24 protein-coding genes are annotated in these 21,480 nt (G+C 34.0%); 8 read left to right on the forward strand and 16 right to left on the reverse strand.

Annotation, left to right across the window (positions count from 1 at the left end; translation table 11 throughout):
* Positions 1-27: 27 nt before the first annotated feature.
* The 16 genes from katG to VFM92_RS04875 form a co-directional block, all read right to left on the reverse strand.
* Positions 28-2,238: a catalase/peroxidase HPI gene (gene katG, locus VFM92_RS04800; protein ID WP_325121056.1), complete on the reverse strand. Its 2,211-nt coding sequence runs from the start codon at positions 2,236-2,238 to the stop codon at positions 28-30.
* A gap of 305 nt (positions 2,239-2,543) precedes the next feature.
* The gene (gene arsC / locus VFM92_RS04805) at positions 2,544-2,882 is read right to left on the reverse strand and encodes an arsenate reductase (glutaredoxin) (protein WP_325121057.1); all 339 of its coding nucleotides are present in this window, start codon (positions 2,880-2,882) and stop codon (positions 2,544-2,546) included.
* Positions 2,883-2,941: 59 nt separating this feature from the next.
* Positions 2,942-3,484 (reverse strand): ATP-dependent protease subunit HslV, encoded by a 543-nt coding sequence (gene hslV, locus VFM92_RS04810; protein ID WP_325121058.1) that lies wholly within the window; start codon positions 3,482-3,484, stop codon positions 2,942-2,944.
* 83 nt (positions 3,485-3,567) lie between these two features.
* Entirely contained in the window at positions 3,568-5,277 is a 1,710-nt protein-coding gene (locus tag VFM92_RS04815) for a pyruvate dehydrogenase complex dihydrolipoamide acetyltransferase (RefSeq protein ID WP_325121059.1), read from the reverse strand.
* 174 nt (positions 5,278-5,451) lie between these two features.
* On the reverse strand, positions 5,452-6,066 hold the full coding sequence (locus VFM92_RS04820) for an OmpH family outer membrane protein (RefSeq protein WP_325121060.1): 615 nt from the start codon (positions 6,064-6,066) through the stop codon (positions 5,452-5,454).
* Between the two features lie 182 nt (positions 6,067-6,248).
* Positions 6,249-6,968 (reverse strand): rhomboid family intramembrane serine protease, encoded by a 720-nt coding sequence (locus tag VFM92_RS04825; protein WP_325121061.1) that lies wholly within the window; start codon positions 6,966-6,968, stop codon positions 6,249-6,251.
* Positions 6,969-7,008: 40 nt separating this feature from the next.
* On the reverse strand, positions 7,009-7,911 hold the full coding sequence (locus VFM92_RS04830; protein ID WP_325121062.1) for a histone deacetylase: 903 nt from the start codon (positions 7,909-7,911) through the stop codon (positions 7,009-7,011).
* A gap of 136 nt (positions 7,912-8,047) precedes the next feature.
* Positions 8,048-8,212, reverse strand: a complete 165-nt coding sequence (locus VFM92_RS04835; protein ID WP_308348198.1) for a DUF1328 domain-containing protein — start codon at positions 8,210-8,212, stop codon at positions 8,048-8,050.
* A gap of 455 nt (positions 8,213-8,667) precedes the next feature.
* On the reverse strand, positions 8,668-9,234 hold the full coding sequence (locus tag VFM92_RS04840; protein WP_325121063.1) for a hypothetical protein: 567 nt from the start codon (positions 9,232-9,234) through the stop codon (positions 8,668-8,670).
* 66 nt (positions 9,235-9,300) lie between these two features.
* Complete coding sequence (locus VFM92_RS04845) at positions 9,301-9,645, reverse strand: phage holin family protein (protein WP_325121064.1); 345 nt, start codon at positions 9,643-9,645, stop codon at positions 9,301-9,303.
* A gap of 14 nt (positions 9,646-9,659) precedes the next feature.
* Entirely contained in the window at positions 9,660-10,154 is a 495-nt protein-coding gene (locus VFM92_RS04850) for a DinB family protein (protein ID WP_325121065.1), read from the reverse strand.
* A 12-nt stretch (positions 10,155-10,166) separates the two neighbouring features.
* Positions 10,167-10,355 carry a Lacal_2735 family protein gene (locus tag VFM92_RS04855; protein ID WP_414675564.1) on the reverse strand — a complete coding sequence of 63 codons (189 nt, stop codon included), beginning with the start codon at positions 10,353-10,355 and terminating at the stop codon, positions 10,167-10,169.
* Between the two features lie 12 nt (positions 10,356-10,367).
* Positions 10,368-10,964, reverse strand: coding sequence for a hypothetical protein (locus tag VFM92_RS04860; protein ID WP_325121066.1), 597 nt, complete (start codon positions 10,962-10,964; stop codon positions 10,368-10,370).
* A gap of 53 nt (positions 10,965-11,017) precedes the next feature.
* On the reverse strand, positions 11,018-11,242 hold the full coding sequence (locus VFM92_RS04865; RefSeq protein ID WP_325121067.1) for a hypothetical protein: 225 nt from the start codon (positions 11,240-11,242) through the stop codon (positions 11,018-11,020).
* Positions 11,243-11,305: 63 nt separating this feature from the next.
* Positions 11,306-12,307 carry a beta-ketoacyl-ACP synthase III gene (locus VFM92_RS04870; protein WP_325121068.1) on the reverse strand — a complete coding sequence of 334 codons (1,002 nt, stop codon included), beginning with the start codon at positions 12,305-12,307 and terminating at the stop codon, positions 11,306-11,308.
* 140 nt (positions 12,308-12,447) lie between these two features.
* Positions 12,448-12,963, reverse strand: coding sequence for a gamma carbonic anhydrase family protein (locus VFM92_RS04875; protein WP_325121069.1), 516 nt, complete (start codon positions 12,961-12,963; stop codon positions 12,448-12,450).
* Positions 12,964-13,085: 122 nt separating this feature from the next.
* Between VFM92_RS04875 and VFM92_RS04880 the strand changes: the two genes are divergently transcribed.
* From VFM92_RS04880 to VFM92_RS04915, 8 genes are all read left to right on the forward strand, one after another.
* The gene (locus VFM92_RS04880) at positions 13,086-13,847 is read left to right on the forward strand and encodes a YceI family protein (RefSeq protein WP_325121070.1); all 762 of its coding nucleotides are present in this window, start codon (positions 13,086-13,088) and stop codon (positions 13,845-13,847) included.
* Positions 13,848-13,933: 86 nt separating this feature from the next.
* The gene (pabB, locus tag VFM92_RS04885) at positions 13,934-15,220 is read left to right on the forward strand and encodes an aminodeoxychorismate synthase component I (protein ID WP_325121071.1); all 1,287 of its coding nucleotides are present in this window, start codon (positions 13,934-13,936) and stop codon (positions 15,218-15,220) included.
* Between the two features lie 113 nt (positions 15,221-15,333).
* Positions 15,334-16,800 (forward strand): tRNA (N6-isopentenyl adenosine(37)-C2)-methylthiotransferase MiaB, encoded by a 1,467-nt coding sequence (gene miaB / locus VFM92_RS04890; RefSeq protein ID WP_325121072.1) that lies wholly within the window; start codon positions 15,334-15,336, stop codon positions 16,798-16,800.
* A 12-nt stretch (positions 16,801-16,812) separates the two neighbouring features.
* Positions 16,813-18,078: a sigma-54 interaction domain-containing protein gene (locus tag VFM92_RS04895; protein ID WP_414675565.1), complete on the forward strand. Its 1,266-nt coding sequence runs from the start codon at positions 16,813-16,815 to the stop codon at positions 18,076-18,078.
* Positions 18,068-18,595, forward strand: a complete 528-nt coding sequence (locus VFM92_RS04900; protein ID WP_325121073.1) for an LptE family protein — start codon at positions 18,068-18,070, stop codon at positions 18,593-18,595. Before VFM92_RS04895 ends, VFM92_RS04900 begins: the two co-directional genes overlap by 11 nt.
* 35 nt (positions 18,596-18,630) lie before the next feature.
* Positions 18,631-19,701, forward strand: coding sequence for a tetratricopeptide repeat protein (locus VFM92_RS04905; protein ID WP_325121074.1), 1,071 nt, complete (start codon positions 18,631-18,633; stop codon positions 19,699-19,701).
* A 4-nt stretch (positions 19,702-19,705) separates the two neighbouring features.
* Positions 19,706-20,134 carry a preprotein translocase subunit SecG gene (gene secG / locus VFM92_RS04910; protein ID WP_325121075.1) on the forward strand — a complete coding sequence of 143 codons (429 nt, stop codon included), beginning with the start codon at positions 19,706-19,708 and terminating at the stop codon, positions 20,132-20,134.
* Between the two features lie 382 nt (positions 20,135-20,516).
* Positions 20,517-21,479 carry a hypothetical protein gene (locus VFM92_RS04915; protein WP_325121076.1) on the forward strand — a complete coding sequence of 321 codons (963 nt, stop codon included), beginning with the start codon at positions 20,517-20,519 and terminating at the stop codon, positions 21,477-21,479.
* Position 21,480: the final 1 nt, after the last annotated feature.

Below are 21,480 nucleotides of genomic sequence, written 5' to 3' on the forward strand. Positions count from 1 at the left end.
CCTTTATTATTTGTAATTGAAATAAATTTATTTTATTTCAAATCTATCAAGATTCATTACTTTATCCCATGCTTTCACAAAATCCTTAACGAATTTTTCTTTTGCATCATTTTGTGCATACACTTCAGATATCGCTCTTAATTGAGAGTTAGAACCAAATACTAAGTCTACTCTAGTCCCAGTCCATTTCACATTCCCACTATTTCTGTCTTTACCTTCAAAAGTATCTTCTTCTTTTGCAGGAGACCAAATGGTATTAATATCTGTAATATTTACAAAGAAATCATTTGTCAATTTTCCAGGACTATTAGTCAGAACACCATGTTTTGTATTATTGTAATTAGCACCAAGTGCTCTCATTCCACCAACCAAAACAGTCATTTCTGGAGCACTTAACTCTAAAAGCTGAGCCTTATCGATTAACATTTCTTCGTCTGGAACTACAAAAGCTGCTCTTCTGTAATTTCTGAATCCATCGGCTTCAGGCTTTAACCATTCGAAAGATTCTGCATCCGTTAATTCCTGAGTAGTATCGGCACGACCTGCAGTAAATGGAACTTCGATGTTATGACCAGCATCTTTAGCTGCTTTTTCAACTGCTGCACAACCAGCTAGTACAATTAAATCTGCTAAAGAAACTTTTTTGTTTCCAGGCTGCGCTTCATTGAATTTATTCTGAATATCAGTAAGTGCATTTAACACCTTAGATAATTGAGCCGGTTGATTAACTTCCCAATCTTTCTGAGGAGTTAATGCGATTCTAGCTCCATTTGCACCACCTTTTTTATCAGACCCTCTGAAAGTTGAAGCCGATGACCATGCAGTATAAACCAACTCGGAAACAGAAAGACCAGTTTCTAAAATCTGAGCTTTAAGTTCTTTAACATCTTTACTGTCAATTATTTCATAATCAACAGCTGGAATTGGATCTTGCCAATCTAAATCTTCCGCTGGAACCTCTGGTCCTAAATATCTCACTTTCGGACCCATATCTCTATGCGTTAATTTAAACCAGGCTCGGGCAAAAGCATCTGCAAATTCTTCAGGGTTTTTGTGAAAGTGCTCACAAATTTTGCGGTAATCAGGATCAACTTTCATGGCCATATCAGCAGTAGACATCATAATACCAACTTTCATTGAAGCATCTTCTGCATCAGGAGCTTTATCTTTATCTGCAAGATTTTTTGGCACCCATTGATGTGCTCCTGCTGGACTCTTAGATAATTCCCAATCGTAACCGAATAGAACATCAAAATAGCTCATGTCCCACTGAGTTGGAGTTGGTGTCCATGATCCTTCCAATCCACTAGTTATGGTATCTCTACCTTTTCCACTTTTATAGCTACTCATCCAACCTAAACCCATTAGCTCCATTGGAGCTGCTTCTGGCTCAGGACCGACTAAAGCTGCATCTCCAGCACCGTGCGTTTTACCAAATGTATGACCACCAGCTGTTAATGCTGCTGTTTCATAATCATTCATGGCCATTCTCTTGAAAGTCTCACGGATATCATTAGCAGATTTTTGTGGGTCAGGATTTCCGTCTGGCCCTTCAGGGTTCACATAAATCAATCCCATTTGCACTGCGGCTAACGGATTTTCTAACTTTCTTTCTCCAGTATATCTGTTATTTCCTAACCAGGTTTCCTCAGCTCCCCAGTAAATATCTTCCTCTGGCTGGAATATGTCCTCACGTCCACCGCCAAAACCAAATGTTTTGAATCCCATGGACTCTAAGGCAACATTACCAGTCAAGATAAATAAATCTGCCCAAGAAACGCTATTACCATATTTTTGCTTAATTGGCCAAAGTAATCTTCTTGCTTTATCTAAATTACCATTGTCAGGCCAGCTGTTGAGGGGTGCGAATCTTTGGTTTCCCGTTCCTGCACCACCACGGCCGTCACCTGTTCTGTAAGTACCAGCACTATGCCATGCCATTCTAATCATAAACGGACCATAATGACCGTAATCTGCTGGCCACCAATCTTGAGAAGTAGTCAAAACCTTCTCGATATCTTTCTTTAATTCTGGTAGATTTACTTTTTTAAATGCCTCAGCATAATCAAAATCTTCTCCTAATGGATTTGACTTTGAAGAATGTTGATGTAGAATTCCCAAATTTAATTGGTTTGGCCACCAATCTTTATTGACAGTTCCATTACCACCGATTTTGGTATTTCCACCATGCATTACGGGGCACTTTCCTACATCTCCGAGATTGTTCATATGTTCCATAATAAAAATTTGTTTTTAGTTATTAATTGTAATTTACGATTAAATAATTGATTATTTTTATCTATAATATTTATTATACTATAGATTAAATCTATAATAGATAGTCTGTATATTTTTTAATTTAGAAATTATAGCTATAAAAAGTAATATAAATTACAGAGGCGGTTAATCTTTTTAATGAATCTACCAGTTACATTACTGTTTAATTGAAAAGTTAACAGATTAAGTTGAAATTAAATTAATGATAAAAAAAGGGTGATAAACCTTTTAGTCTATCACCCTTTTCAATTCAAAAATTTATACTACTAAATTATTTCCAATACTTTTTCTGGGGGTCTTCCCACCACAGCTTTATTGCCATTAATAAAAATAGGTCTTTCAATTAATTTGGGTTCAGCAATCATGGCCTCTATCCACTGAGATTGGGATAATTTCTTTCCCTTGTACATTTCTTTAAAAATTGATTCATTTTTTCTTAATAGTTCTTCCGCAGAGATATTAAGTTTCCTAATGACATCATCTAGTTCAGCATGACTTGGAATTTCTTTTAGATATTCAATAATCTGAGGTTCTATTCCTTTTTCTTGCAATAGTTTCAAAGCTTCCCTGCTTTTTCCGCACTTAGGATTATGATAAAACTTCATAGTACATTAATTTATAAAATTTACTTTTAAAACTGTGTAAAGGGTTAACTCTTAAAAAATTAACCTATCGTTTCCACTACCAAATTATGGTTAGTATAAATACAGATATCAGCTGCTATATTCAAGCTTTCCCGTACAATTTCTTCAGCAGATAATTTATCCCCTGCATGCTTCTTCAAAGCAATTGCAGCAGATTGTGCGAACATACTTCCAGAACCTATAGTCGCAATTTGATTATCAGGTTCCAATACATCACCTGTCCCGGAAATAATTAAAACCTCATCTTTATCAGCTACAATCATCATGGCTTCCAGCTTTCTAAGATAACGGTCTGTTCTCCAGTCTTTGGCTAATTCGATGGCAGAACGTTTCATATTGCCTCCAAATGCATTGAGTTTTTCATCGAATTTTTCTAATAAATTGAAAGCATCAGCTGTGGAGCCAGCGAAACCTGTAATGATTTTACCGTTCTGCAGCTTTCTGATTTTTTTTACATTACTTTTCGCAACAGTATTACCCATTGTTGCTTGTCCATCTGCTCCAATGGCTACCTGGCCTTTATGGACTACCGCACATACGGTTGTTGATCTTATTTTTGACATCTTAAATTTTTGGCTTAAATATTATTAATAAAAAAGTCTCGCTATAAAACAACGAGACTTCATAATACAAGTTAATATAATTTTTAAATCAATATTCTTACTGGATCTTCCAACAATCCTTTTAACGTTTGCAAGAATGCGGAACCAACTGCTCCGTCAACCACTCTGTGGTCGCAAGAAAGCGTTACTTTCATCACGTTTCCAGGAACTAATTGACCATCTTTCACAACCGCAGTTTGTTTTATTCCACCAACTGCCAAAATACAAGCATCAGGTGGGTTGATGATTGCTGTAAATTCCTCCACACCAAACATTCCTAAGTTAGAAACTGTAAAAGTATTACCTTCCCAATCTTTTGGTTCTAATTCTTTGTTTTTTGCTTTTTGAGCAAAATCTTTAGCCTCTGTTGCAATGTGAGATAATGATTTATTATCGGCAAAACGAATTACTGGTACTAATAAACCTTCCTCTACAGCTACTGCCATTCCCACATGAATATGATTATTCCTTCTGATTTTATCTCCCATCCATGAGCTGTTCACTTTAGGATGTTGACGTAAGGATGAAGCTACAGCTTTAATCACCATGTCATTAAAAGATATTTTCACTGGACTCACTTCATTGATGCTCTTACGAGCTTCCATGGCTTTATCCATATTTATTTCCATGGTCACATAGAAGTGCGGAGCCGTAAACTTACTCTCGGAAAGTCTCTTAGCTACCGTTTTTCTCATTTGAGACACTTTCACCTCTTCATAGCTTTCTTCACCCACTACTTGAGGAATACTCATTGACTTTTCAGATGATGATTCTTTCTTTGGAGATTCTTTAGATTTTTGCTTAGGAGTAAAGTTTTCAACATCTGATTTGATGATTCTTCCATTCCCTCCTGAACCATCAACTTCAGATAAATCAATTCCCTTATCTTTGGCAATTTTCTTAGCTAATGGACTCGCAAAAATTCTCCCGTTATCTTTTCCTTTTCCGCTTTTCTCTTTATTAACAGCTTCTGATGGAGGGGTCGGCTTTGGACTTCCTGAATCAGATTTGCTTTCAGATGATTTTATATCTTCAGACCTTTCTTCTTTATCTTCTTTCTTGCTTTCTCCTCCGCCTGAAGATTTCTGCTCATGGGCTTTTATTAATTTTTCATAATCAGCACCTTCCTCACCAATCACAGCAATAACGCCATCAATTGGGGCAGCATCACCTTCTTTTATTCCGATATATAATAATGTTCCATCTTCATAAGCCTCTAATTCCATAGTGGCTTTATCAGTCTCTACCTCAGCTAAGATATCTCCAGCTTCTACCGTATCGCCTTCTTTTTTCAACCATGAAGCAATTACGCCTTCTTCCATGGTATCACTCATTTTAGGCATGGTGATAAGGGTAGCATTTACATCTGAAGCATCAATTTTTTCTTCACTGTCTTTTTCTGATTTCTTATCATCCGATTTATCTTTGTCTTCAGATTTACTTTCCTTTGACTTTTCAGATTTATCAGAGCTCCCTCCATTTTCGATTTCTTTCAATAAATCTTTAATGTCTTCACCTTTTTCACCTATGATAGCGATTACACCATCAACGGGAACAGCATCACCTTCCTTTATGCCGATGTATAAAATGACTCCGTCTTCGTAAGATTCTAATTCCATTGTGGCTTTATCGGTCTCTACCTCAGCCAATATATCTCCTGATGATACCTCATCGCCCTCTTTAACCAACCATGAGGCAATCACTCCCTCCTCCATGGTGTCACTCATTTTGGGCATTTTTATTACTTCAGCCATATATGTCGATTTCTATTAAACTTGTCAAAAATAATGGGAATTCAACCTTAATTCAAATTAATTGAAGTAAAGTATTAAGAATACTCGAAAACTTTCCTAATGTTTTAAATTTAGGAAAATTAAAAAGCCCGCACCATTTAAGGAACGGGCTAAAGCAATTAAATTTTAATTTTTTTATTTTGAAGCCTCAGTATCAGCTTTCTCATTATAAGCTTTATTCAAACCCTCAATTACTTCATTTGTAATTTCCAATCCTTCGTTCGCATATAATACATCACTACCTCTTGAGTAAGTCAAAACCAATTGAAGATTATTTGCATCGCCATATTCTTTCAAATAATCACTGATGGTTTTATATAACTCATTATTTAATTCAGCTTCTTTTTGACGCAACTTCATGGATAAATCTTCTTGATAAATCCTTAAATTCTGTTGTTTCTTCATTAAGTTTTCTTCCAAAGCTTTCCCTTGAGCTACTGTCAGGTTTTGAGCAGTTCTTTGGAAATCACTGATTTCATTTTGTAAACCTTGAGCTCTATTCTGATATTCTTTCTCATATTTCTGAGAAAGTTCGCCTAATTCCGATTCAATTTCTTTCATGAAATCGTATTTTGCTAATAAAGAATCAGAATGAACATAAGCTATGGCTACATTTTGATAGATTTTATCATCTTTTTGTTCTGTTGAAGTATTATCTTCCACTTCTCCATTACCGGTGAATTTGTCGATAAACAAATAAGCAACTGCAGCAATCAAGATGACATTAAGTACTAATGATAAGTTTTTCATCTGTTTTTAAGAGTTTTTTTAGGTCACATGGAATTCTCATTAAAATTTAAACTTATTGGTATTAAAATCCAAGTTTAAATTATTAATGCTCATTTCACGAATTTTAAAATTTAGATTAGGTTTTATAAACGCTTGCAAAGTTAATCAAACAAATTAAAGTGCAAAGCGAATAGATTTTGGATTCATCCTAATTTTTCATCTTTGTTCTCTTGCTCTTTTTTCGACTCCTTATATTCATATAGAAATTGGTGGTCTGGGTTGGTAAAATTGTAATGCTCACCGTCATCTTCAAACTCCTCTTCTTCCCAATCTTTTTCAAAATACAATTTCAATTCTGCCTGTCCTGCAAATTCATTTTTCATCCATAGTGCAACTAAAAGACCACTTAATAAGCCCATCAGATGCGATTCCCAAGAAATATGACTGTCTTGTGGTAATACTCCATAGAACATTCCACCATATAATAATAGTACTACAAAGGAAAGGGCTAAAGAAGATTGATTTTTCCTTAATAGCCCACTGAATAAGATGAAAGAAGCTATTCCGTAAATTACTCCACTTGCGCCAATATGATAGGCTTCACGAGCAATTATCCATACAAAAACTCCGGTTACAATATAAATATATAGCAATGCCTTGAGGGCTATTTTATCATAAAAGAAAAACAATATGATTATCAATAGCATCAGAGAGAAACTATTGGAGAGCAAATGCAAAAAATCACCATGAATGAATGGAGATGTGAATATCCCTATTGTCCCTAATAAATGACGAGGCATGATGCCAAAATGAGCAAAATTAGTAGCAAATCCCCATTCTGCAGCTTTAACCAGCCATAGGATTAAAATAATGTAGCTACCAAATACTACACTTTGCCGAAAAAGAGATTTTTCTTTTGACATACACTAAAGATACGAAATTCTTGAATAAAGGTCTTGATTATTAAAAGTAGATGTCTTGAGCTAACCGATAAGTATTGGCGTGAGCCTCAATAATATGAGCTATTTTTTCTGAATAACCTCCTCCCATACTAGCTACAACGGGAATTTCATTTTTATAACAAAGTTCAAAAACTACTTTATCTCTTTCCTTACATCCAGCGATACTCATTCCTAATCTGCCCAATTTGTCTGTAGCCAAAACATCTACTCCAGATTGAAAAAAGATAAAATCAGGCTCTTGTTCATCAATCAATTTGGGAAGTGTCTCTTTTAATATATTGAGATAGGTCTTATCATCCGTCTTATCTTCCAATTCAATATCCAAATCTGAGGTTTCTTTATGCATTGGATAGTTCCCTTTTCCATGCATACTAAAGGTGAAAACATTTGGATTGTCTTGAAAAATTTCAGCGGTTCCATTGCCTTGGTGTACATCCAAATCAACAACTAAAACCTTTTTAGCTTTGCTATTCTTCAATAAATAATGAGCTGCAATGGCTATATCATTTAATAAGCAAAAACCTTCGCCCCTGTCTGTAAAGGCATGGTGTGTCCCTCCTGCAATATTCATAGCAACTCCAAATTCTAAAGCATAGTTAGCTGCATCAATAGTTCCTTGATTGATTATTCGCTCTCTTTCCACCAAGGCAGCGGATAGAGGGAATCCTGTCCTTCTCTCTTCTTTTCTGCTTAATGACAAATTTTTTAGCTTTTGCCAGTATTCTTCCTTATGAATGGCCAAAATATCTTCCTCGGACAGCAATTCAGGTGAAAAGAAATTACTTTCTGACACAGTACCCTCGTAAAGCAACTGTCCTGGCAGCAATTCATACTTTTCCATTGGAAAACGATGATTTTCAGGTAGTGGATGAGCGTATTCTTTTCTCCAAGCGATTTTGAGCATATGCTAAGATAACTGAAGGAATTTCAGTGTGTTTAAAATTCTTAGATAAAAGTAATAATCGATTAAAACTATAGAATAAAAAAATGCTAACTCTTTCGAGTCAGCATCTTATTTTATTTGATAATTTCACACCTTGTCACCTGCCTCTTACTAATCTAGCAATTACAGAAATGACCAGTAATACCAAAAATATATAAAAAATTATTTTTGCTATTCCCGCGGCTCCAGCGGCTATGCCTCCAAATCCTAATACAGCTGCAACTAGCGCAACAATTAGAAAAATTACAATCCATCGTAACATAGTGTAGTTTTAAGGTTAAAAAATGATAGTTTATCAGAATTATATTCTTTTGTACGAGTATAAAAGATAAAAGATTACGAAATTGACCTATAGGGTTATATACTAGACGCTAACTAAATATCAGAAATAAAAACTAAATAAAATCAATTTGGCTATGTCTTGACACCTTTAATTCTACAACAAAAATAAAATAAGAGATAGGATATTAATATATCGGAAAATTAGTCTGTGACCTTAGTTTTAAACTTAGAGGTAAATAGTAAAGAAACTCCCCCACCTATCAAAAGACCTGTCAGAAAATCAACGCCTTCATTTTCTAAAGAAAAATTTAAAGCAAGACCCAATATGATCATTGTTATATAAATAATATTCTTTTTGCTCATCTTAAAACAATCATTGATTAAGTACTAAAGACTCTTATAATTTATAAAAAGATAGATTTTACTGAAATGCAACTACTCTACATCATATTCCTCCTCATCCGAAACAAAAGAGTATAAGGTGTCATCTAATTTCAGATTATCTTCATTAAAATCGGTTACAAATTTATTCATCACCTTATCATCAACCTCTTCAACATTCAAACCGATATCCAATCCAATACCAAATTCCCCACCATTATCCATATCTACATGTTCTTGAACTTTTACCAGTTCTTCATCCTCAATATCATCAATCATTTCTGCAATGTAAAGACCAATTTCTTCTTCAACATTGTCTAATGTCCTTAGATCGCCATTCTCATCTTCTTGAAATTTAATGGGCTTGAAATTAGGGAATTTCTGAGCGGCTTTGTGTTCAGCTAATTCATAAACCTCGCTAGCATGATGAAGGCGCAATGTGTAAATTACTGCATCATAAATAACTTCTTTTCCTTCATACATTCCTGTAAAGCGAAAATGCTTATACTCATCATTATTGTCATCTGTATCAACCAATACAAATTTATTTTTCTGCTGAGCAATTTTCTGCTTCAATTTATCAATTTCTGCGGCATCAAAGCCTGGATTTTGAGCACTCATAGTTTACTGGTTAGTATTGAGGAAATAAATTACAATATTTTTTCAAAAATCACAATAAATTAAAACTTATTCACTCTTTTTACTAACCGCTTCAAAAATGCTATTGACAATTGCTAATATGACTCCAAACAATAATGCCCACCAAAAGCCCTCTACATAAAAACCATCCACCACATAATCTGCCAGCATAATCATTAAAGCATTGATTACCAGTAAGAAAAACCCTAAAGTAAATACAGTGACAGGAATTGTAAGGATAATTAATAAAGGTTTGAGAGTAGCACTGAAAAGAGCTAAAAATAAGGAGACTACAAGTGCGTCAAAAAAACCTTCTACATGTGCTCCAGGGAGTATGTAAGAAGATACAATTACTGCTAATGATGATAAAAGTAATTTGATTAAAAAGTTCATTTGAAAAAGTTTATTTAAAAGTATCTTTCTGCTATCACCTTCTGATGATGTTTCCAATGCCCTACCGTGATATACCACAAACTCATAACAGAAATGGGTTTACCATCAGCTTCTCCTTCTTTTTTTAAAATTTTTTCAGGCATTGATTGGAATAAAGATAAGTGACTTTTTCTTAAATGATAAAATTCTTCAGCCATTTTTGATTTATCCTGACGAGCATATTCGGAGATAGCAGCGTAATCGTTTTCAGAAAACCCTGGAAGTGAGGCAGTTTCCCCTCTAGCAAGAGAAAGTGCACGAAACACCATAATTCGCTCTGTATCGATACAATGTTGTAATAATTGAGCCACGGTCCATTTCCCTTTTTCATATCTGTATTTCCATTTCTCATCTGGAACATTATTGATTAAAACAGATATTTCGCTTATCTGGTGTTTGAGTTCAGTTTCAATATTACCTTTCACTAAATCAACATAACCCTGATAAAAAGGAGCGTGTACTAAATTCATATCTAAATTATTTTATTCTTTGATGGCATCCATTTTTTTCGCTACCTCTTCAGCCTCTGCCATTTTTTGGTCTGCCTTCTTTCTGTCAATACTGCTCAATTTATGATATTCTGCTAAAAGTTTTTTATATTCTTCGTTTAACTTTTCTTTTTCTGACTTCTTTTTAAATAATCCAAACATAGTTTTTTCTTTTGTTTGCAAACAGCAGCTTTTTCAATTTGTTTGAATTACTTTCAATCCGTCCAATAGGAAATTTATCATATTTTGTTTTCTATCTGGCATTTTCTCTACGGGAAATTTAATACTGAGCTTTATAAAACTCATATTTAGGAGGTGATCTTCAATCTCTTCAGGCCTCAATTCCTTTAAGAGTACATAATTATTTGATTTATAATCGTATTCCCACGGTGAGTTATTCACACAAAAATAGACCCCATCAGCATCTCTAAACCTTTCAATTAAAGGTTTTCCATAATCTTTCATAAATTTTCCTTGCAAGTGAAAAGTAGAAGAAATGAAATTCCCCCAATAAAACATGGTTCGAAATGCCAGAATATCTTCCTTAGTAAAAAAGGCAGGAAAATCAAGCATCATAAAAGGTAAACGCTTATAATTTTCTCCTTTGGATATTTTACCATGGATTAGATTTAATTCTTTGGGCAGTTTATTATGAAAAGGAAGCAACTGAATTCTAATTTCTTCTTGCATCTCCTCCAGGAAATCCCATACTTTTTCCATCATTCTGTATTTAATCAAGAGAATGGTAGGGTCCGAGGCCAAATCTAATTCTTGGGTGGTGAATTTTGACATAAATAAAAAGGGTGAATTAAATAATCCACCCCAGGAAATTTTAATTTCGATAATTAAACCTGATCAGGCTTTTGGATGATTTTTAAGACTACTTCATGCTTGTCATTATCGTTATCCGTTAACTTAATCTTCACCATAGGATTATCAGCTTTGATTTTATCTTCAATCTCAGTGATTTTAAACTGACTTAGTTTAGCTTCTATTTCAGGAGCCAATTCCTTAATTGCTTTTGCCAATTCAACTTCAATTTTACTCGGATTATATTGTTGTGTTATCATGATTCTTTCTGTTTTCTTAAATCTAATAATTTAAATAGAAAAATAATATTTGATATCAAATAATTACCATCTTATAAGGGCTGAGCCCCATGTAAACCCACTTCCAAAAGCAGCCAAACAGACTAAATCCCCCTCTTTTATTTTTCCTTCATGCCAAGCTTCACTTAATGCAATAGGAATAGATGCAGCAGTAGTGTTTCCATATTTCTGGATATTATTATAAACCTTATCATCAGACAATCCCAATTTGGATTGAATGAATTTAGATATTCGCAAGTTAGCTTGATGAGGAACAAGCATATCAATATCCGAAGCTTTCAAATTATTCGCTTCTAATGCTTCATTGATAACTTCTTGAAAACGAACAACAGCATGCTTAAAAACCATATTTCCATTCATATAGACTTTATATCCTGAAGTGTCTAATATTTGCTCAGGTTGTCTTTCCTCTCTATGCCGGCTACTACCAGGATCTTTCACATATAATTCTTCGGCATATGTTCCTTCCGCATGAAGATGAGTAGATAAAACACCCTGCTCTTCAGAAGCGCTCATAATGGCAACACCTACCCCATCACCAAAAATCACAGCTGTAGAACGTCCTCTGTCAGACATATCAATAGCAGTTGACTGAATCTCACCACCTACTACCATTATGTTTTTATACATTCCGGTTTTGATAAATTGGTCAGCTACCGACAAACTATACACAAAACCAGAGCATGCATTTCGGATATCCAAGCAACCAATTGTTCCCATTCCCATTTCACGTTGTAGCAAAACACTTGAGCCCGGAAAGAAATAATCAGGCGTAATACTGCCAAAAATGATGAAATCAATATCTTCATTTTTCAATTTAGCATTCTTCAAGGCCATATCAGCTGCTGTTTTGGCCATTTTAGCTAAAGAGCCTTCTATTTCAGGATCAAAAAAACGTCTTTCCTTTATTCCTGTCCGTTCTGTAATCCATTCATCCGTTGTATCAATCCACTTCGCTATATCTTCATTGGTTACAACTGTTTTGGGAACAGCATGACCTAAACCCACTATTTTTGAATTCTTCATATTAATTTTACTTCTTTATCGTTTCCTCATGCAATTGAAATAAAGATATTTTTCAAAATGCGCCCCAATATAGAGCAATATTAAATCCTTATCAAAAGTAGTAGTCATGCAGCGTATTTCTAAAATTTACTTCATTGGATTTACGACTCTTCAAACCAAGTTTTATAAAGCGTATAATTTTTGGCTGTTCTTTCGAAAATCTCTTGCATTTCACCTTCTATCTTTTTAACCTTTTTGGCAGGTACACCAGCATAGATATATCCAGACTCTACAATTGTGTTTTCTAACACAACAGCACCAGCTGCCACTATTGCACCTGTTTGAACAATCGCATTGTCCATCACTATTGCTCCCATTCCAATTAAGGCAGAATCTTCAATAGTGCAACCATGGACAATTGCTTTGTGTCCAATGGAAACCTTATTACCAATTGTGGTGGAGGCTTTTTTGAAGGTGCAATGAATAACAGCACCATCCTGAATATTGGTTTTATCTCCAATTTTAATATTATTTACATCACCTCTCACTACAGCACTCCACCATATACTACATTCTTTACCTATAATTACATCACCTACTACAACAGCATTATCTGCTATGTAAGTATTTTCTCCAATCGAAGGAGTTTTACCATCGCATTTTTTTATTATTCCCATTTTTAATTGTTTTAAAGTTATATATGTATCTACATTTCATATTAGTGTATTTTTTTCATAATTTTATAAACTTTATAAAAGTTCAAGCGTTATTCGTGTGAATCATTAAAAACCACTAATCTATGAAAATTTTAAAAACAACAAGCGCATTAGCTCTAGCCGTTATAATGGCAGTAGCATGTACTTCAAATCCAAAAGGAGATGAAGCAAAAGTAAGTGAAGCAGAGGAAGTAACCGAAGCTGAAGGTATGGAAATAGCAGTTTCGGCAGACGAAGCTGAAATGGAATTTGTAGGAACAAAACCTACTGGAAGGCATTATGGAAATATTGCTCTTTCTGATGGTTCTATCACAGTTAAAGACGGTGAAGTTACTGGTGGAAAATTTGTTTTTGATTTAAATCAAATCACCATTACCGATTTGAAAGATGACCAAGAAAATCATGACAAATTAGTTGGTCATTTACAATCAGACGATTTCTTTGATGCTGCAAATCATCCGCAAGTTACTTTCGAATTAGTTTCTGTTAAGTCGTTAAATCCAGAAAAAACAGCTGCTGGTTATGATTCTTATCAAGATAATATGGAGCAGCCAGCTGAGAACGAAAAAATCATGGAATTACCTGACTATGAATTAGAAGGTGCTACTCATGAAATAACTGGAAACTTAACAATGAGAGGCAAAACTTTAGCCATCACTGTTCCTGCAAAAGTTGACGTTACAGAAAATGGAGTTACAGCATTCTCTAATTTTAGCATTGACAGAACCAAATGGGGCTTAATGTATGGTGATGAATCTAAAGCTGTAGACAAAGCTAAAGACCAGTTCATCTACAATACTGTGGGTATTGGATTTAAAATTGATGCAAAAGCTGAAAATATGTAATTAATATCCTTTTAAGATAAAATTGAAGGTTGCTATTTTTTTTAGCAACCTTTTTTTTTACAATTTTAAGAGCAAAATAACCCACATTGAAATCCATAAAAATCGACATCTCGTCATTTCCTGATTACTGGAATTCTCTTTTGAAATGGACTATGCAATTTCAATATGTTGCTATTTTCAATCCACAACAAGTTGAGCAATATCCTTTTGGTGCATTTCCTAAAAGCATAGCAGTTAGTAATAAGAAATTAAAGCTGATTTCCCCATATTTCCAATCTCTAAAAGCTTATTTAAAAAGAAATCCTGAGAGAAAGCTATTTGGCTATTTGGGATACGATTTAAAGAATGAAATAGAAAATCTATCCAGTGACAACGCTTCTTTTATCAATTGGGAACTCATGAATTTCTTCACTCCTGAGTGCTTGATTTCATTTGATGGAAGTCACCTAATTATTCAAAGTCAAAAAACTGAATATTTTCAACAGGAAATTGAACACGTACTTTATAATAACACTATTCAAAATGATATAAAAACCTCGATTAGTAATTTAAAAACTTGGACAAGTAAAGCGGAATATATTGATAGAGTAAATCAATTGAGAAACCACATTGAAGAAGGTGATATATACGAAATCAATTACTGCATGAATTATTCTGCAACTGGCCAAAACTTAAATCCTATTCAAGCATTCCAACAGCTATGCAAGAACTCCCCTGCTCCATTTGCTTCCTTTCTAAAAATGGACAAAAAATATATTATCTCAGCTTCTCCAGAACGATTTATCAAATTACAAGATAATAAAATCATTAGCCAACCCATAAAAGGAACTGCAAGCAGAGGAAAAACAGAGCTAGAGGATAAGGATAAGAAAAAGCAATTATCAGAAAGTGAAAAAGAACGAGCCGAAAATATGATGATAGTGGATTTGGTGAGAAATGATTTAGCCAAGTCATCAGAAAGCGGAAGTGTTAAAGTAGAAGAGATTTTTGGTATATACAGTTTTCAGCAAGTGCATCAAATGATAAGCACTATTTCAGCCAAAAAGAGAAGTGAAATTCATCCTGTGGATGTTATTAGAAATGCATTTCCGATGGGAAGCATGACGGGTGCACCCAAAATCAGGGCTATGCAATTGATTGAAGACTATGAAAACAGCAAAAGAAATGTATTTTCAGGAAGTATAGGTTATTTTAATGGAGAAAATGAATTCGACTTCAACGTTTTGATTCGAAGTATTTATTATGATGAAGAAACCGAAGCGGTAAATTATCAAGTCGGAAGTGCTATAACTTACGATTCCGATGCAAAAGCTGAATATGAAGAATGTCTTTTGAAAGCCAAAGCAATAGAAAAAACACTCGGTATTCTCTAGAACATTAAATTTCCGTAGGAAAAACTACTGCCATAATGTCATTTTCAAGAATTATTGGCTACCTTTGCCAGTTATAAATTAACAATATACAAAGCACTTTATAATTACATAATATGAGTGAATTGATTAAAGATTTGGACATCATTGCAGAAGAGACCAAAACGGATGAATCTTGTGCTGTTCAGGTATCTAAAGAAGAAAATACAGGCAAAAGCCGAAAATTATATATTGAAAGCTACGGCTGTCAGATGAATTTCTCTGATAGCGAAATTGTCACCTCCATTATGAAAGAAAATGGTTTTGACACGACCAATGATTTCAATAATGCCGATGTAATTTTTCTCAACACTTGTTCCATCAGAGAAAAAGCTGAGTTAACTGTTAGAAAAAGGCTAACAGACTTTAATAAAGTAAAAAAGAGCAAGCCTGAAATGCAAATCGGAATTTTGGGATGTATGGCCGAACGTTTGAAAACCAAACTTTTAGAAGAAGAGAAAATGGTTGATATCGTAGCTGGACCTGATTCCTACCGCGATTTACCTAATTTGGTAAAAACGGTTGATGAGGGTGAAAAAGCAGTTAATACCTTCTTGAGCAGAGAAGAAACTTATGCGGATATCAGTCCTGTTAGACTAAATTCAAATGGTGTAACTGCATTTATATCGATCATGCGCGGTTGTGATAATATGTGTTCTTTCTGTGTGGTGCCATTCACCAGAGGTAGAGAACGAAGCCGTGACCCCTTTTCAATTGTGAAAGAAGCACAAGATTTATTTGACAGAGGTTTTAGAGAAGTGACACTGTTAGGTCAGAATGTGGATTCCTATAAATGGTCTGAAGAAATTAACAATAAAGCACGATTAGAAAAAATTGAGGAAAAAGAGGAAGTTGAAGTTATCAATTTCGCCAATTTGATTGAAATGGTAGCCAATGTTTCTCCTGATTTGAGAGTTAGATTCTCTACTTCTCATCCAAAAGACATTACGGATGAAGTGTTACATACCATGAAAAAGTATGAAAACATATGTAAATACATTCACTTACCTGCTCAAAGCGGAAATTCACGCATTTTAAAAATGATGAACCGTACTTATGATAGAGAGTGGTACATCAACCGGGTTGATGCCATCCGTGCTATTTTAGGACCAGAATGTGGGATTTCTTCTGATATGATTTCAGGTTTCTGCACGGAGACAGAAGAAGAACATCAAGACACTTTAACCTTGATGGACTATGTGAAATACGATTTCTCTTATATGTTTTATTATTCTGAAAGACCAGGCACTTTAGCTGAAAAGAAATATGAGGATGATGTGCCTTTGGAAACTAAAAAAAGAAGATTGCAGGAAATCATAGATAAACAAAGAGCGCACTCTTCAGAAAGAAATCACTTATTAATAAACAAAGTCCATAAAGTTTTAGTAGAAGGTACTTCAAAGAGATCTGAAGAACAATTACAAGGAAGAAATTCAGCCAATAAAGTGGTTATCTTCCCAAGAGAAAATTATAAAAAAGGAGATTATGTAGAGGTGTATGTGGACGAATGTACAGGTGCGACATTAATTGGTAAGGCAGTTTAAATACTATTTGCATTGGATATACAAACTATCAAAAATAGATTTGGCATAATCGGAAATTCCGATCATTTGAACTTTGCCATAAAAGTAGCCATGCAGGTTGCTCCTACCGATATGACGGTGCTCATAACGGGAGAAAGCGGTGTGGGTAAAGAATCATTTTCTAAAATTATTCATCAATTAAGTGCCAGAAAACACGGACAATTTATTGCTGTGAACTGTGGAGCAATTCCTGAAGGAACCATTGATTCCGAACTTTTCGGGCATGAAAAAGGCTCTTTTACGGGCGCCTATGATGCAAGAAAGGGATATTTTGAAGTTACGGATGGTGGAACAATCTTTTTAGATGAAATAGGTGAAATGCCGCTCCAAACACAATCGCGTTTGTTAAGGGTGTTGGAAAATGGGGAATTTATAAGAGTAGGCTCTTCAAAAGTGGTGAAAACCGATGTTCGGGTAGTAGCTGCTACAAATGTAAACCTAATTCAAGCAGTCGAAAAAGGAAAGTTCAGGGAAGATTTGTACTATAGATTGAATACTGTGCCCATTTTTGTTCCGCCTTTGCGTGACAGAGGTGAAGACATAGAATTGTTGTTTAGAAAATTTACTTCTGACTTTGCGGAAAAGCATCACGTAAACCCTATTAAGCTAACTGAAGGAGCTAAGACAGCTTTAATGGCCTATCGTTATCCTGGCAATATTCGACAGTTGAAAAATTTAGCGGAGCAAATTTCTCTTTTGGAAATGGAACGCGAAGTGGATAAAGATATTTTATTAAAATATTTACCTCAAGAGGGAAATATGATGCCTGCACTTTATAAGAGTAATGAAGGCTCCGCTGGTGGTGATAAAAGTAATTTTTCTGAGAGGGACATTCTGTATAAAATTCTTTTTGATATGCGTAATGACGTGGAAGAACTTAAAAAATTGGTCCATAACGTATTAAAAAATGAAAATTATGGAGAAGAGATATTAAAAGATAATGAGGACTTATTTGAAGTAAAGCAAAATGAGTTTAAGGAAAATGCTGATGGAATAAGAACACCTTATTTATTAGATAGTAGAAAAGAAGAAGATAGTGCAAGTGATAGTTTTAATATTGAAGATTATCAGGACGCTGACCATGAAATAGAGGAAGAATCTTTATCATTAGAAAAGAAAGAAAAAGAGATGATAGAGCGGGCACTGTCTAAAAATCAAAATAAAAGAAAATATGCGGCACGGGATTTGGGTATTTCCGAGCGTACATTATATAGAAAAATAAAGCAGTATGACCTTTAAAAGCATTTTAACAATTCTATTTTTAGCATTATTCACCAGTAGTTGTGGAGTGTATAGTTTTACAGGCGCCTCGATTTCTCCTGATGTAAAAACCATCTCCATACAGTATTTTTATAATGATTCAGGAAATGGTCCTCCTAATTTACAACAAACTTTCACGGAGGAAATAAGAGATTATTATTCTCAAAATACTAGCTTGGAATTCGTAGAGTCAAATGGTGATTTGCAATTAGAGGGTTCCATAACAGGCTATACTGTTCGACCAATAGCAGTAACAGCCTCCGGAAACCCAAATCTTGCCGATGCTGCAGGAGCACAAAGGTTGGAAATTACTGTCAAAGTAAGTTATGTAAATACTAAAGATGAAGTTTTCAATTTCAACAATAAAGCTTTCTCTTTTTATGCTGATTTTGATGCTACTTCCAATACCCTAACCGCTGTCGAAAATCAATTAATTGAAACAATAACTGACCAGATTGTTTTAGATATTTTTAATGCTTCTGTAGCAAATTGGTAAAATTTTGTAACTTTAATTCCTTAACAAAGAACCAAGTGGACAAACAAAGGCTTACAACCCTTATTAATCAACCAGAAAAACTCGAAGAAAAAGACTTCAGATATCTAACTAATCTGAGGCAAGAATACCCTTATTTTCAAGCTATATCGCCATTAATTACTATTGGTTCAAAAAAATACGCTCCTAATAGCGAGAAGAAAAACTTACAATCCGCAGCTATTTATGCACTAGATAGAAAGCACCTCAAAGAAATTTTAACTAAAGACTACAACTCCAATAGTTCTGAAAAATTCAATGAAGAGCCACAAAAAAACAAAGTAATTAATAATGAAAATAATAAAGTTGTAGGTAGTTCAATAGTTGAAAAACTTCCACTGAAAAATAAAATTCAATCAAATTCAAAAATTGATATTACTCCGACTGCTTCTTCATCGAATCTTCCTGATTCCTTTTTTGAAGAATTATTTAAAGAAATGGAAGCTCTGAAGGTAGAAAAGGAAAATTATCGAAGAACGTTAGATAGATTCGAAGCAAACAATTCCACAATCACAAAGGAAATCATCAGCATTTCCACCCAATTCGAAAACGGCAAAAAAACCAGCTCAAAACCTAAATCTTCAAGTTCGAAAAAAACGAAAACTTCCAGAAAATCGGAGTCAAATAAATCTTCCTCGGATATAACAAAAGTAAATACAAAAAAATCAGTTTCTAAAAAGGTAGAAAAAAAGAAGAAATCTTCTGAAAAAATATTAAAAACGGAAGATCATGATATCATTGAAGAATTAGCTTCAAGAAAAGAATTAAAAATTAGTGACGCTCATAAAAAAGAACAACTCAACATTATTAATAACTTTATCGAGAAAGAGCCCATTCTTACTAAAAGAATAAACACTGATAATCAAGCAAATAAGCAAGAAGCAGAAGATCTTTCGGCAAGCAGCACCAATCTTTCAGACGATGTAGTTTCCGAAACTTTGGCAAAATTGATGATAAAACAAGGCAGAAAACAAAAAGCCATTGATATTTACAAGAAATTAATTTGGAAATTTCCACAAAAAAAGACGTACTTTGTCGAAATTATAGAAGAGTTAAAAAAAGAATCATAAATACATGTTAACATTAATTATTACTTTAATCATTTTAGTTGCCATTTTGTTGGTATTGGTAGTATTAGCTCAAAACTCTAAAGGCGGTGGTTTATCCAGCCAATTTGGAGGTTCAGGTGCTAGTCAAGTAGTAGGTGTGAAAAGAACTGGAGATATTCTAGAAAAAATTACTTGGGTTTTAGCTATTAGTTTAGTCGTATTGAGCTTAGCTTCTTCTTTTGTGATTAAAACAACTACTGTTGACACTGGCTTTACCAGCCCGAACATTAAAAAAGCACAAGACGAAATTTTACTTCCAGGTATGGATGGTGGTAGTGAAGAAGGTTTGTTGCCTCCAGTAGAAGGTGAAGGAAGTACTGAAGGTCAAGAAGGTGGAAATCAGGAATTGATTGAAGGACTTCAAGAATCAGAAGAAGATAATTCGGAAGAATAATCTTTAATAATAGATATTATATTAGAAGGGAATCCGAAAGGCTTCCCTTTTTTTATTTTAGGTTTTTTGAACTTAAGTAAGGTTATGAATAAAACGATATAGAAATCAACTTTTTACTTAAATAAATTTTGAAAATAAAAATATACTCTTAAATTAGTTATAAAATTAAAACTAAACCTTAAAGCTATGACAAGACATTACCTATCCTTCTTTCTTTTTTTTTGTTGTAATATTTTCTTCATGTGAAGAAGAACCTGATCCATGTCAAACACAATCTTCAAATTTAAAGACAGAGATTGCAACTACTGATACTCACTTGAATAACACATTGTACTTTAGTTCTCCAGAGTAAATGCAAACCACTATTGCTAATCTTAAAAACATGAATAGTGAAGAAAGACGGAAATGGGAGAAAAAAAATAATTTTACTTCCTATAAGACAGTGCTAGAAGATATCTTTTCAAAAATTGCAAAACTTAATGAAAATTCTTTGCAGGATGAGATTGAATTTTACAATATCATCGAAAATAATAGTGATGTGATTGAAATAAAAAATGATGCGATAGTGGAAAAAATAGAGAATGAAACGTACCAGTTAATAAGTAATAGATCAGGTATATTTCAGAATTCAACTCTCATTAACAAAGTCGAACATAACTTGCACAACATATATTCAATTGAACATTATAAAAAGAATTCCAATTTCGAAGAATTACTTCCAGTTAAATCTAATGAAATCAAACCAAATATTTCAAATAGAAATTCAAGACCAACTTTTTTAACGGACACGTATACAAATGATAATCCAGGTTGTAAAAGTGATAGACGGTTAATTGCAAAAGTACAATATTTTTACCAAAACGCAAGCTGGGCTGTTCGTAAAACGTGTGCTAGTGGATACTCTTATGATGTTATTTATAACATTGATGCTCCACAGTTATTGCACAGTGTTAAGGCGGAAAGAAAAAGGTTTTGTACATGGTCAACAGTTGATAGATTTTATGAAACAGACATTCAGATTATTGACCATGAATATACAGTTTATACTTTTAATAATAATGAGAATATGAAATTCGGAGTAGCTTTATCTAGGGTAAAGCAGCCAGACATAGGTTTAAATTATAGCACTGGCCCTTCAACATTTGCTCTTACGGATGTATATGGGCCTACAGGTAATTATAACGATGCTGTATTATTAAGAGGCGAAATGAATTTAAGAGATGCAATTGTTAATGAACCTTCGGTAGGATCCAATTTTACACAAAACTATACTGGTTTTGAAAAAGTACAATTTAAAGCATCTAGTACTGGAATAGGAAATAACTTTGTCGAAATATCACTCTAAC

This window comes from Marivirga sp., from assembly GCF_035704835.1.
Lineage (GTDB): Bacteria > Bacteroidota > Bacteroidia > Cytophagales > Cyclobacteriaceae > Marivirga.